The organism is Halomonas sp. R57-5 (assembly GCF_900070345.1).
Classification (GTDB): domain Bacteria; phylum Pseudomonadota; class Gammaproteobacteria; order Pseudomonadales; family Halomonadaceae; genus Vreelandella; species Vreelandella ventosae_B.
The window spans coordinates 2,955,478-2,968,223 of sequence record NZ_LN813019.1 but is presented as its reverse complement, the minus strand read 5'-3'; the positions used below and the strand labels follow the sequence as shown (position 1 = coordinate 2,968,223).

At 55.5% G+C, this 12,746-nt stretch carries 11 protein-coding genes; 4 read left to right on the top strand and 7 right to left on the bottom strand.

All coding sequences use genetic code 11. The features are described 5' to 3' along the window. Positions 1 to 15 precede the first annotated feature (15 nt). The 3 genes from HALO_RS13680 to HALO_RS13670 all read right to left on the bottom strand — a co-directional run bounded on the left by HALO_RS13680 (position 16) and on the right by HALO_RS13670 (position 3,187). Positions 16 to 699 carry a Cupredoxin gene (locus HALO_RS13680; RefSeq protein ID WP_050713539.1) on the bottom strand — a complete coding sequence of 228 codons (684 nt, stop codon included), beginning with the start codon at positions 697 to 699 and terminating at the stop codon, positions 16 to 18. A 213-nt stretch (positions 700 to 912) separates the two neighbouring features. Beyond that, on the bottom strand, positions 913 to 1,485 hold the full coding sequence (locus HALO_RS13675; RefSeq protein ID WP_092490844.1) for a transglycosylase SLT domain-containing protein: 573 nt from the start codon (positions 1,483 to 1,485) through the stop codon (positions 913 to 915). Further along, positions 1,469 to 3,187 carry a proline--tRNA ligase gene (locus HALO_RS13670; protein ID WP_035578803.1) on the bottom strand — a complete coding sequence of 573 codons (1,719 nt, stop codon included), beginning with the start codon at positions 3,185 to 3,187 and terminating at the stop codon, positions 1,469 to 1,471. Before HALO_RS13670 ends, HALO_RS13675 begins: the two co-directional genes overlap by 17 nt. A gap of 255 nt (positions 3,188 to 3,442) precedes the next feature. Between HALO_RS13670 and HALO_RS13665 the strand changes: the two genes are divergently transcribed. Continuing rightward, positions 3,443 to 3,877, top strand: a complete 435-nt coding sequence (locus tag HALO_RS13665) for a hypothetical protein (RefSeq protein ID WP_035578804.1) — start codon at positions 3,443 to 3,445, stop codon at positions 3,875 to 3,877. 80 nt (positions 3,878 to 3,957) lie between these two features. Here the strand turns inward: HALO_RS13665 and HALO_RS13660 are convergent, their stop codons facing one another. The 3 genes from HALO_RS13660 to HALO_RS13650 all read right to left on the bottom strand — a co-directional run bounded on the left by HALO_RS13660 (position 3,958) and on the right by HALO_RS13650 (position 7,109). Continuing rightward, positions 3,958 to 5,373, bottom strand: a complete 1,416-nt coding sequence (locus HALO_RS13660) for an amidase (RefSeq protein WP_050713537.1) — start codon at positions 5,371 to 5,373, stop codon at positions 3,958 to 3,960. Positions 5,374 to 5,467: 94 nt separating this feature from the next. Beyond that, positions 5,468 to 6,325 carry a deoxyribonuclease IV gene (gene nfo / locus HALO_RS13655; RefSeq protein ID WP_050713536.1) on the bottom strand — a complete coding sequence of 286 codons (858 nt, stop codon included), beginning with the start codon at positions 6,323 to 6,325 and terminating at the stop codon, positions 5,468 to 5,470. A gap of 28 nt (positions 6,326 to 6,353) precedes the next feature. Then, on the bottom strand, positions 6,354 to 7,109 hold the full coding sequence (locus HALO_RS13650; protein WP_035578812.1) for a glycerophosphodiester phosphodiesterase family protein: 756 nt from the start codon (positions 7,107 to 7,109) through the stop codon (positions 6,354 to 6,356). A 271-nt stretch (positions 7,110 to 7,380) separates the two neighbouring features. Between HALO_RS13650 and HALO_RS13645 the strand changes: the two genes are divergently transcribed. Continuing rightward, positions 7,381 to 8,358, top strand: a complete 978-nt coding sequence (locus tag HALO_RS13645) for an NADPH:quinone reductase (protein WP_035578814.1) — start codon at positions 7,381 to 7,383, stop codon at positions 8,356 to 8,358. Between the two features lie 55 nt (positions 8,359 to 8,413). Here HALO_RS13645 and HALO_RS13640 read toward each other — a convergent pair whose 3' ends face one another. Next, positions 8,414 to 9,334: a MurR/RpiR family transcriptional regulator gene (locus tag HALO_RS13640; RefSeq protein ID WP_050713535.1), complete on the bottom strand. Its 921-nt coding sequence runs from the start codon at positions 9,332 to 9,334 to the stop codon at positions 8,414 to 8,416. A 199-nt stretch (positions 9,335 to 9,533) separates the two neighbouring features. Here HALO_RS13640 and HALO_RS13635 point away from each other — a divergent pair, with 199 nt between their 5' ends. Together HALO_RS13635 and HALO_RS13630 are read left to right on the top strand one after the other, a co-directional pair. Continuing rightward, on the top strand, positions 9,534 to 10,352 hold the full coding sequence (locus HALO_RS13635) for an enoyl-CoA hydratase/isomerase family protein (RefSeq protein ID WP_050713534.1): 819 nt from the start codon (positions 9,534 to 9,536) through the stop codon (positions 10,350 to 10,352). A gap of 52 nt (positions 10,353 to 10,404) precedes the next feature. Next, positions 10,405 to 12,618, top strand: coding sequence for an acetate--CoA ligase family protein (locus tag HALO_RS13630; RefSeq protein ID WP_035578817.1), 2,214 nt, complete (start codon positions 10,405 to 10,407; stop codon positions 12,616 to 12,618). Positions 12,619 to 12,746: the final 128 nt, after the last annotated feature.

Genomic DNA, 12,746 nt, shown 5'->3' with positions numbered 1-12,746 from the left:
AACGTTGGTAGGGGCTTAATTGGCATCTTTAAATCGCTGCTGAAGGGGCGAGAGCGTTGGCGCTGGGGGAGGGAGCGCGTTGAGTTCCAAACTGACGTCTAGTTGGTCGGTATCGCTAACGTTGCCTTCCCACCAGAGTTGCTGGCTATCATCGAGTTGAGGGTGCCAAACGCGCACGCGATGCTCGCCAGATGGCAGCGTAGGCAGGGCAAGCGAGCCTTCAGCATTGGTTGTCGCCGCATAGGGGGCGTCGCTGACAACAATAAAAGCCTGCATATGGTCGTGGATATTGCACCCCAAAACGACAATGCCGGGTTGGTCAAATTGAACCGGCGGCGGCGTTTCTTGCAGGTAGAGATTTAAATCAAAGGTTTTGGCGGATGAAAAAGAGTAGACGTGATGACGGGTTGTATCCTGATTGGGAAAGGCGACATAGCTGCCGGTAGGCACCGTGAGTACCTTGGGGTGAAAGGCGGCATCGCGCTGATAGATGTTCTCTTCTTGAGGAGGGTTGCCTGCCGCTGTGTCGTAGTAAACCTCAACGACGGCGTCCTCAAGCGGTTGGCCGTCAGCACTGCGAACCGTTATCTGCGCGGCGTTAGCGGTGGAGCCAAGTAGGGGGATTATCGCCAGTGCAATTAGCGGGGCTGCGTATGTACTGATAAAACCCATACATGGGCGACATTGTTGTTTTGGCATTGAGACAGGCATCCCCTTATTAAGCTAGCTCGTAGTTCGCCAGCACTGTGTTGGGCTTAATAGTGGATGGATTAGCCAAGAAAGTCATGCGTTTGGCTTAACGGTAAGCTAACACTTTTGCTTTTGTTTTTGCTAAGCACCGTTCCAGCTACTGGCACCAGCTCTCAAGTTAGCTTTTATCGATGAAGAGTGCGTTGCTTAACGTTGTGTTGATTAGCGCCAGGTATCCCGCCAGGCATGCATCACCCGCTCCGGGTACCAGGTTTGCCCCAAGCTACCGTTGTAGCGTGCCAGTGCCCGGGTAAAGTCGCCATTCTCAATGGCCAGGTAGTGGGCCAAAATCGTACAGCCATAGCGCAGATTGCGCGGCGGGTCGGTCAAGTCGTCAATTGGCAGCCCTAGCTCGCTGACCCAGAAAGGCATGATTTGCATCAAACCGACGGCGCCTGCCGAGGAGACAGCATCCGCTTTGAAGGCGCTCTCCMCCTGTATCAACGCTAACACCAAATCCGGCGGTAAGCCTGCCAGCCTGGCTTCTTGATAGAGGCGTGTTAGTAGCGTCTGACGCTGCGCGGCATCCTCCATAAAACTCGCCAGTGGCGTGTCCATACGTTCACGCCACTGACGCGCTACCCAGCGTTGTTGGGGCGTTTGATGCTGCTGATTAGCGGCTTCAAGGGTAGGGCGCAGGGTTTGGGGTAGAGCAGCAACTGGGCTTGTCGCTACAAACCCAGCGCCGCTCAGCAAGACCCCGCTAAGCGTTACTACCTTAGCTAGCTTTCTCACGCAAAAAGTCGATGATTTGATCCGCAGGCACCATGGTGGCTTCGCTATCTCGGCGACCTTTATATTCCAGTTCGCCGTTGTCCAGGCCGCGGTCGCCGATCACAAGGCGATGAGGAACGCCCATCAGTTCCAAATCGGCAAATTTAACGCCGGGACGGGTGTCGCGGTCATCCAGTAAGACGTCTAAGCCTGCGGCAGTGAGCGCTTGGTAAAGACGTTCAGACTCTTCGCGTACACGCTGGGATTTGTGCGCATTCATTGGCACCAGTGCCACCTGGAAGGGCGCAATAGCGTTGGGCCAGATAATGCCGGATTCATCGTGGTTCTGTTCAATGGCGGCGGCGACCACACGGGTCACACCGATGCCGTAGCAACCCATCCACGGGTGGCTGGTTTTGCCGTTGTCGCCCAGTACGCTGGCGTTCATGGCCTGGGAGTACTTTTGGCCAAGCTGGAAGACGTGACCAACCTCAATCCCGCGCTTGATAGAGAGCGTGCCTTGGCCATCGGGAGAAGGGTCGCCTTCCACCACATTGCGCAGGTCGGCCACTTCGGGCAGGGCCACATCGCGCTCCCAATTAATGCCGAAGTAGTGCTTGTGATCCACATTGGCACCCGCGCCGAAGTCGCTCATCAGCGCTACGCTACGGTCGATAATCACCGGCATTTTCAAGCCCACCGGGCCAAGTGAACCGGGGCCAGCGCCAACCACAGCGCGAATCTCTTCTTCACTGGCCATGGTTAGCGGCGCGGCGACCTGGGGTAGGTTTTCGGCTTTTACCTCGTTTAACTCATGATCACCGCGAACCAGTAGCGCAATCAAGCCGCCTTCAGCCGAGTGGACCATTAAGGTTTTAATCGTTTTCTCAATCGGTAGCTCGAACTGCTCAACCAATGCTGCGATGGTTTTGGCATCGGGGGTGTCAACGAGGTGCATCTCTTCGCTGGGCTCAGCGCGGGCTGCCTGGCTGCCAAGCGGTGCTGGCAGAGCCTCGGCTTTTTCCATATTGGCCGCGTAGTCGGAAGAGGTGGAGAACACGATATCGTCTTCGCCGGAATCCGCGAGCACGTGGAATTCGTGGGAGCCAGTACCCCCAATGGAACCGTTGTCGGCGATTACCGGACGGAAGTCGAGGCCAAGGCGCGTGAAAATGCGCGTGTAGGCGTCGTACATATCCTGATAGGTCTGCTTCAGCGAGGCTTCATCCAAGTGGAAGGAGTAAGCGTCCTTCATGATGAACTCGCGTGAGCGCATTACCCCAAAGCGCGGACGAATCTCGTCGCGGAATTTGGTTTGGATCTGGTAGAAATTAACCGGCAGCTGCTTGTAGCTGGCGATCTCTTTACGTACCAGGTCGGTGATGACCTCTTCGTGGGTCGGGCCGACGCAGTAGTCGCGATCGTGGCGATCTTTGAGGCGTAACAGCTCGGGACCGTATTGCTCCCAACGGCCAGACTCTTGCCATAGCTCGGCGGGCTGCACGGCGGGCATGAGTACCTCTTGAGCACCTGCGCGGTTCATCTCTTCACGCACAATGGCTTCCACTTTGCGCAGCGTGCGCAGGCCCAGTGGCAGCCAGGTGTAAAGCCCCGAGGTTAAACGGCGAATCATCCCGGCGCGGAGCATTAGCTGGTGGCTAATGACTTCGGCGTCAGCCGGGGTTTCTTTTAGAGTGGCAATCAGTAATTGGCTGGCGCGCATGGGCGTGAGCATTCCTTAGTTCTTGAAAAAAGTTCTTGAGAATTAGTTCTTGAAAAAGTGCTTAAAAGCGTTGAATGCAGGCATTGTACGGCCTAGCGGTTAAAGCGGCAAAATAGTCCTTATCGCCAAATCATCTATGCTTTGAAATGGCTGTGCTAAACTTATCGAGTTTTATGGCGCGATAGTCGGCAAAAAAACCAAGCGCAATGCGCTATATCGACGACTATCGTTACTTTTTTGTTTGAGGGAACCTTCATGCATCAAGCAGTTCGTCGCTGGTTGACTGGCGCCGTGGTTGGCGCTTCCATCGTGTCACTGAGTGGTTGTGGTACGCTTTTTCATCCTGAGCGTAAAGGCCAATTAAGCGGTGATATTGATCCGGTGATTGCTATCGCCAATGGGGTGGGTTTGCTGTTCTTTATCGTACCCGGAGTGATTGCCTACGCCGTGGATTTCTCTAATGGCACCATCTACCTGCCGGGCCGCAACAGCGCCTCAGTGGATGTTCACCAATTGGACGACGCTATGGATGTCGCTTCTCTGGAAAAACTGCTGTCTGAAACAGCCGGTCAGCCGGTGAGTTTAGAGAGCGAACTGGTAATGATGGAAGAAGTGGGCAGCCTGGATGAAGCGCTCGCCATGGTGCGCATGTCAGGCGTACTGGATGAAGAGAAGCTTTCAGCGATGTAAGACTACGCTGCGAAAGCATAAACCCCAGCCCGGCGTTATGCCCGGCTGGGTTTTTTTATGCACATCTGTGGCGCTGCAATTTAAGCGTACTGGGCAGGGTTGGGAACGCTAGGAAAACGCGGGGGGTGCGCTTCCATGTAGGCATGGCAGGCACGCAAAACGCGCACATCATCATATTTGCCGCCCGCGAGCTGGAAGCCCACCGGTAAACCGTTGTCGGTAAAGCCACAGGGCACTGACGCGGCGGGTTGCTGGCTCAGGTTAAAGGGATAGCTAAAGGGCGCCCACTCTTCCCAGTCGCGCATATCGCTGCCTGGCGGAACTTCTTGGTTTATTTCAAACGGCTGTATCGCCACCGAGGGCGTCATCAGCAGATGGTACTCTTGGTTAAAGTGCTCAAGGCGCTGGGTTAATTCCGCGCGATCTGCCAAGGCACGAAACAGTTCAACGGCTTTCCAGGGTTCGGCTTTACGGGCATTGGCTATCATGCCTGAATCTAGCAGCGTACGCTGGTGGTCATCCATTTGTGACCACTGTTCTAAAGAGGCGGTAAACCATAGCTTGCGAAAGGTATCCAGCGGTGAGGAAAAGCCGGGATGCACGTCGACCACTTCAGCGCCTAATGCCTCCAACCGATTGGCCGCTTCGCGCACGCGTTCGGCAATTTGCGGGTCTACCTTCGCGTAGCCAAGATCAGTTGAGTAGCCAATCCTCAGCCCGGTTAAGCCTTTATCTAAATCGACACCCCAGTCTTCAGGCTGTCCGCGGGTGGCGTAAGGGTCCCGGTAATCATAGCGGCCCATCACGTTTAACATACTCACCGCATCTCGAACGGTGCGCGTTAATGGCCCCAGGTGCGATAGGCTGGGCTCTTTAGCTGGCGGCCATTGGGGCGTCCAGCCAAAGGTAGGCTTAAAGCCAAAAACCCCGGTGAATGCAGCGGGAATCCGGATAGAACCGCCTGAGTCGCCGCCCTGGTGCAGCACCCCCATATTGAGCGCCGCGGCCGCGSCGGCCCCGCCGGAAGAGCCTCCGGGGGTTAAACGCGTATCCCAGGGGTTGGCCGTGGCGCCAAAAACACGGTTATCCGTTACTGCTTTCCAGCCAAATTCGGGCGTGTTGGTTTTGCCTAGCAGGATGGCGCCCGCTTCACGCAGCATGCGCGCGGGTGGCGCATCGGTGTCGCATAGCGCTTCAGAAGAGGTTAACGATCCTTCTCGGCAGGGCATGCCCGCCACCTGGGTCAGGTCTTTAAGCGATACCGGCACCCCGTCGATGGGGCTTAGCGGCTTGCCTTGCCCCCAGCGCCGCGCCGAGGCTTTGGCCGCCGATTCCGCACCTTCAGCATCGACATACACATAGGCGTTAACGTCTGGGTTGAAGCGCTCGATTCGATCAAGAGCGGCGCGGGTGACTTCTAGCGGGGAGGCCTCGCGGCTTTCAAACAAGTGAGCTAGGGTCTGGGCATCTAAACTGCCGAGATCGGTATCGCTCATTGCACACTCCTTACGTAGGCTGGGGCTTGGGTAAAGGAGTTTAAGCGTAGGCAAGCATTACCGGGCGTGCAAAAACCGCTGAACGCTGAGTACATTATTTAGCTATCGCTCTGGATGCTTGAGCGCGCAGCCAAGCGATTTCATCAGTCCAGATCTCCGGTTCAATAGTCTCCAGGATCATCGGAATGCCGTTAATCCGTGGCTCCTGCATGATAGCGGTAAAAGCGGGCAGGCCAATGTTGCCTTTGCCCAGGCTATGGTGGCGATCCACGCGGCTGGCAAGGTTGCTTTTGGCATCGTTTAAATGCATGCCGCGCAGATACTCAAAGCCCACAACGCTGCCTAGCTCATCGAGCGTTGCTTGGGTGGCCTCTGTCGTGCGCAAATCATAGCCCGCCGCAAAGGCGTGGCAGGTATCAATACACACCCCAACGCGTGTTTTATCGTCTACGTGGGCAATGATTTCGGCCAAATGTTCAAAGCGCCAGCCCAAGTTAGTGCCTTGCCCCGCGGTATTTTCGATCACCGCCGTGACGCCTTGGGTATGCGCTAGTGCTTCATTAACGGATTCCGCAATACGCTTTAAACAGTCGCTTTCGCTGATTTTATTTAAGTGGCTGCCGGGGTGAAAATTAAGCAGCGTCAGCCCCAATTGCTCGCAGCGCTGCATCTCATCCAGAAAGGCATCCCGGGATTTGCGTAGACCTTCCTCCTCCGGGTGGCCAAGATTAATCAGATAGCTGTCATGGGGCAGAATCTGCTCGGGGGCGAAGCTATGCTCGGCGCAGGCATCGCGAAAGGCTTGGATCGCTTCATCGGTGAGTGGCTTGCCTTGCCACTGGCGTTGATTTTTAGTGAATAGCGCAAAGGCGTCTGCGCCGATTGCCACCGCCCGGTGTACGGCTTGGTCTGCGCCGCCAGCAGCGCTCACATGGGCTCCTAGGTACTTCACGGTCGACTCCTGTCAGTGTTTGAGTTTATCAGTGACTATCTAAAAAGCGCTTAAACGCGGCGGGTTCATCGGTGATGACACTGCCGATACCCCACGCCCAGCGGCTATGAAAGGCGCTGGGGTCATTGGCGGTATAGCACAATATTTGATAGCCATCGCGCTGCATGGCGTCGGCTTGGGCACGTTTTAAGCGTGGCCAGTGAGGGTGCACGCTGAACGCCTCAATGGCCTCGCACTGCTCACGCCAGCTTTTCGGCACGCTGCCGAATAGCACGCCCAGGGCCAGCCGTTCTGTGCTGGCGAACTGACGGCAATGGGTAAGGGCGCTGGCATTGAAGGAGGAAATAATCAAACGCTCGGGGGGGAGCGTGTCCAGCATTTCCGGCAGCGCGCGTTCAACCAGCGCGATGGGGTCGCGGCCCTTGTTGACCTTTATTTCCATATTCACGCCCATTTCCAGCTCGTTGAGCAGTGCCAGCATTTGCGCCAAGCTGGGCATTTTCTCACCCGCAAAATGGTCGTCAAACCAACTTCCTGCATCCAGGGTTTGCGCCTTGGTCCAATCCATGGAGGCCAGCCCGCCGCGGCCGTTTGAGCAACGTGCGACATCGCTGTCGTGCCAAATTACCGGGGTGCCGTCACCCAGTAGTTGCACATCCAGCTCGACCCATGTGGCCCCCGCTTGGTGGGCTGCGCGCACCGCTGCTAGGGTGTTTTCTGGGGCGGCGGCGGAGTAGCCGCGGTGGGCAATGAGTGTGGGTACTTGAATGGCGGGATGCGTCATGACAAATCTCTAAGCCTTAGACGATAAAAGAGCGCTAATACTAGCATGAGTGCATGACAGCAGGATTTCATCGCCTTCGTGGCTTGATCTTTAAGTCCTGATCCTTAGACCCTGATCCTTAAAACCTAGCCCTTAAATTCTGCTCATTAAAAGATAGAGGTAAAAAAACGCTAGCGTGCTAGCTTGATTTAAACGCCGCGACACGCTTGTATAACGACACCTGTTGCCATGTTAACCATGAACAAACTCAATAATTCATAAGGAAATACTCATGTCTAAGCGAATCCAATTTGCCAGTACCGGCGGTTCTGAGGTGCTTGAACTGGTCGACGTTACTCCCGCTGAACCCGGCCAGGGAGAAGTGCGTATTGCCAATAAGGCTGTCGGCCTTAATTTTATCGATATCTATTTTCGCACCGGGCTTTATCCAGCGCCCTCTATGCCGTCTGGGCTAGGCACCGAAGGCGCCGGTGTTGTCGATGCGGTTGGCGAAGGTGTCACACATCTAAACGTGGGTGACCGCGTGGCCTATGCCCAAGGCCCTTTGGGCGCCTATGCCGAACTGCATACGTTGCCTGCGGCTAAAGTGGTCAAACTCCCCGATTTCGTTGATTTCGACACCGCAGCGGCGAGTATGCTGAAAGGCCTAACCGTGCAGTATCTGCTGCGCCAAACCTATGAACTAAAAGGGGGCGAGACCATTCTGTTTCACGCCGCGGCTGGTGGGGTGGGGTCGATTGCCTGCCAGTGGGCGAAGTCGCTGGGTGTTAAGCTGATCGGTACCGTTAGCTCCCAGGAGAAAGCGGATCTAGCCATGGCCAACGGCGCCTGGGCGACGATCAACTACAGCGAAGAGAGTGTGGTTGAGCGTGTACGCGAGCTCACCAACGGCGATATGTGCGATGTAGTGTATGACTCGGTGGGTAAAGACACTTGGGAAATGTCGCTGGACTGCTTAAAACCCCGTGGGCTGATGGTCAGCTTTGGCAACGCCTCTGGCCCGGTGGATGGCGTTAATATCGGTATTCTCAACCAGAAGGGCGCGCTCTACGTGACTCGCCCCAGCCTTAACGGTTACGCCGACACCCGCGAGCGGTTGGAGATGATGTGCGAAGAGTTCTTCGCCATGCTTGAAAGTGGCAAAGTTAACATCGATATCGCCAATCGGTACTCGCTGGCAGAAGCCGGAAAAGCTCAAGATGCGCTGCAAAGCCGTAAAACCACAGGGTCTACTATTTTACTGCCGTAGCCTTATATTAGCCCTGCTAAAATAGCTGATTTGGAAGCCGCTTAGGCGGCTTCTGCTATTTTACCTTCACATAAGCGCCCAGCTTGCGCATACGTGTTTCAAAATTGGCCACATTGTCGACCAGATTGTCGGGCCCGAACGCGACGCACTCGGCCAAGATTGCTTCGCATAAGGTAATCGCCGCAAGCAGCGAAGGGAAAAAGTGCGGCGTGGCGTTGGCAACGTTAAAGGTGATGCGCGCGCCGGGGACTAAAGGCGAACGTAAGGTGTCGGTCACCACAATAGCCTTTACGCCGTTAGCGCGGGTGATCTCAAGCGCCTTGACCGTTTCAGCACAGTAGGGCTCAAAGCCAAAGATCACCACCACATCCTGCTCATTAAAACGATCCAGCTCGGTGAGTAAACCTCCCTCTAAACCGCGAATCAGCGTTACCCCTGGCATGGCGATTTGCCCCACGTAAGCAAAGTGATAAGCGCAGGCAAAGGTGTCGCGAAATCCCACCACGGCAACACTACGCGCCGCCAATATCAGTTGGGCGGCTTCGCGTACTCGCGCTTGATTATCGACGGTAAACAGCCGACCAATATTATCCAGTGCGGCGTCCCCTACCTCTAAAAATAACGGGTCATCCGGCAGGTTCGCCTGATCGCGCAATTTATTAGCCCGGCCGGTGAATTCGACGGGAGCGGCCTGAACGGCAGACTGGAACACCTCACGAAACTGCTCGTAGCTCTCAAAGCCAAGCCGCTTAGCTAAACGCACCAGCGTGGAAGGCGTCACGTTCGCGGCGCTGGCGGTTTTACGGATCGACTGAAACGCAATCTCCATGCGGTGTTCCAGTACATAGCCCGCGGCCAATTTTAGCTGCGGGCTAAGCGCTGGGTAGGTCTCGGCAAGCTGATGATTGATATCAGCCAAGCGCGCATTTGGCTGCGTGCTATCGGCATCCTGTGACAAATGTTTAGAGGAGGGCACGTCTTGCTCCTTAAAAATGGACTGTCGTGAGTACGATTGTGCCAATAGTAACGTATCTCGGTACGTATGTATTGACGGCGGGTTCAGCATTGCTTTATGGTTATTTAAAACGTATGTGCCTTTCAGTGTTGTTTTTAGAAACGTATGTTTCTATTTCTCTCGTTTAATAGCCCTTCCACGCTTTAGGTTGAAAATTTTTATGTCGACTGACACCGCGGCGATTGCGCAACTGCCGAGTTACCCAACGCTGATTGTTACCCTGCACGATCGTGTTTTAGAAATACGCTTCAATCGACCCCATCGGCTAAACGCGGTGGTGGAGGCGCTGTATACCGATTTAATCGACGTGCTGGCGTTTGCTGATTGGTCGCCAAAGGTGCGCGCCGTTGTGTTAACCGGCGAAGGGCGAGCGTTTTGCGTGGGTGCGGATATGAAAGAGCATGGCGGCGCAGACCGCACGCTTTATCAGCGGCGGCAGTATCTTCAGCTGGGCAACGATGTATGCGACGCCATTCTTCGCCTCAAGAAACCTGTTATCGCGGCAATTAATGGCTACGCCCTCGGGGCGGGGGCTGAAATGGCCGTGGCCTGTGACTTTATCCTTATGGCAGATAACGCCGAGATCGGCTTTCCCGAAACCAGCATTGGCACCTGTGTCGGCGGCGGGGTTTCCAAGCTGCTGCCCCAACTGGTGGGCTTAAGCCAAGCCCGACGGCTGCTGTTTACCGGTGAGAAAATAGCCGGCAAAGAGGCTAAACGCATTAGCCTTGCGCTTGGCCACTATCCCCTGGCGCAGTTAATGCCCGAAGCGCTGGCCTTGGGAGGGCGCTTAGCCCAACAGGCGCCGGTTTCCATGGCGCTGCTTAAGCCGCTGGTAAATCGTGGTGGGCATACCGATCTGGAAAGCCAGCTTCAGCAAGAACTGGATGCCGTCTTTACCTGTTCCACCACCCAGGATTGGCAAGAGGGCGTAGATGCCTTTGCCGAGCGACGAGTGCCGAATTTCAAAGGTCAGTAGCCCCTATTAGCTGGGCTCCTTCACGCTCTCGTATATTAAGTAGGTAACTATCATGAACCCTATTGAAGGCCACCTTCCTTCACGTAGCCCGCTGCACGCTATCTTGGCGCCTCAAAGTATCGCGGTGATCGGTGCCTCTGCTGATCCCACTAAGCGCGGCTACAAAGCCATGGTGGGGCTCATAAAAGGCGGTTATCGCGGTGCGATCTATCCGGTAAACCCCAAAGCCACGATGATTTTAGGCATTAAAGCCTGGTCCTCCATCGCTGCGATTCCTGATACCCCTGCGCTGGCATTGCTGTGTACACCTGCAGTGAGCGTGCCTGGGCTAATTGCCGAATGTGGCCGACAGGGCATTAAAGGTGCGGTGGTGCTTGCCAGCGGTTTTGCGGAGACGGGGCCTGCGGGCGTGTTGCTGGAACAGGCTATGATGGCGCAAGCCCAGGCACACGGCGTGCGTATTATTGGCCCTAATACCTCCGGTATGTTTAACCTTCATCACGCTATTAATTTGCTGGCGCTGGATAACGTTAAACCCGGTGGTATCGGCATTGTGTCGCAATCGGGAAATATGCTGCTTGCGCTGGCGCTTGAGGCGCAACACAACGGCCAGGTGGGCTTTAGCACCTATATAGGCCCCGGTAACCAGAGTGATATTGGCTTTAACGATTATCTGCGCTACTTAGGTGAAGACGAAAATACCCGCGTGGCCACCCTGTATGTGGAGGGCTTTCGCGATGGCCGCAAGTTTTTAGACGTTGCCCGGGAGGTCACGGCAGTAAAACCGGTGGTGGTGTATAAATCCGGCGCTACCGAGCAGGGCCAACAAGCGGCTAGCTCGCATACCGGCGCGCTGGCGGGCAGTTACCAAATGAGCGTGGATCTGCTTCGCCAGGCAGGCGTGAGCGTTGTCCAGTACTCCGATGAAATATTACCCGTGGCAGAAGGCCTGGGATTATTGCAAAAAGCAGCGGGAAAGCGCGTGGCAGTGATTGCCGATGGCGGCGGGCAGGCCACGATTGCGGCTGACCGCTTGGCTGAAGCCGGTCTGGTTCTGGCGGAGCTGGCAGAGAGCACCCGCGCTAAGCTGCGCGAAATTCTGTTCCCACAGGCTTCGACAGCGAACCCTGTCGACGTGGCAGGCTCTTCCGATAGCCATCCTTCACTGCTCGCAATGTGTATGCAGGCTGTGGCGGAAGATGACAACGTTGATAGCCTCTTCCTGGTCGGCATGTTTGGCGGCTACGGCCTGCGCTTTGATGAATCGCTGCACGCGGATGAAATGCGCGGCGCCGAAATGATGATTGAACTCGCCCAAGCTACCCAAAAACCGTTAGTGATTTACAGCCTTTATGCACCGATAAAACCACCCGCATTGCGGCGCTTGCACGCAGCAGGTCTACCCATCTATGCCTCTATTGAGCATGCAGTGCGCGTGTTGGCGGCCTTAGCTGAGCGCGGCGCCTATCTAGCTCAGTACCAACATACTCAAAACGAGCGCACTCCAAACGGACGTGGCGAACGTGCCCATGCTACCAACGCGGCGCCCCGGGTACTCGGGCAACGGTTGATAGATACGGCAAAACTCCAGCAACGAGACTTGCTGGAGTTTGAAGCCAAGGCGCTATTGCTGGAACACGGTATCCAAGTGCCTACCGAGCGCGTCGCTGTTAGCGCCGATGAGCTGACACAGATCGCCGCTGAGTTCGGCCAGCAGCCGCTAGCCATGAAAGTGGTTTCCAGAGATATTTTGCACAAATCTGATGCTGGCGGCGTCATGCTCAACCTTCGCGGTGAAGCCGAACTACGCGCTGCCTATCACACCATAATGGGCGCAGCTCACGCTTATAATGCTCAAGCCAATATAGAAGGCGTGTTAGTCACGCCAATGGCCGAGAAGGGCGTCGAGGTGATCATTGGTATGCTGCGCGACCCAATTTTTGGCCCGGTACTAATGTTTGGGTTGGGCGGTATTTTCGTTGAAGTACTTGAGGATGTAGCGTTTCGCGCATTGCCGATGACGCGCTCGAACGCTGTGTCCATGGTGGCGCAGATTAAAGCCCAGAAGGTCTTAAAGGGTGTTCGCGGCGCTGCGGCGATTGATAACAACGCGTTAGTTGAGCTGTTGATGCGAGTCGCCCACATTGTGGAAGCGTATCCAGCGATCAAGGAGCTGGATTTGAACCCGGTGGTTCTATACCCCGCAGACCATGCCCAACCCTATGCGATTGTCGACGCCCGCATTATTGTCGAGCGTGAGCAGTAAAGACATAGATAGCCTCGCGTTATTCCTCGTATATCACCGCTATACATTAGCTCGGCCTCGCCGGGCTTTTTTGTATTTGGCGGTTTGGCCTTGAAGTGATGTCTTTATAGGCTAGCGTATGCAGGGGC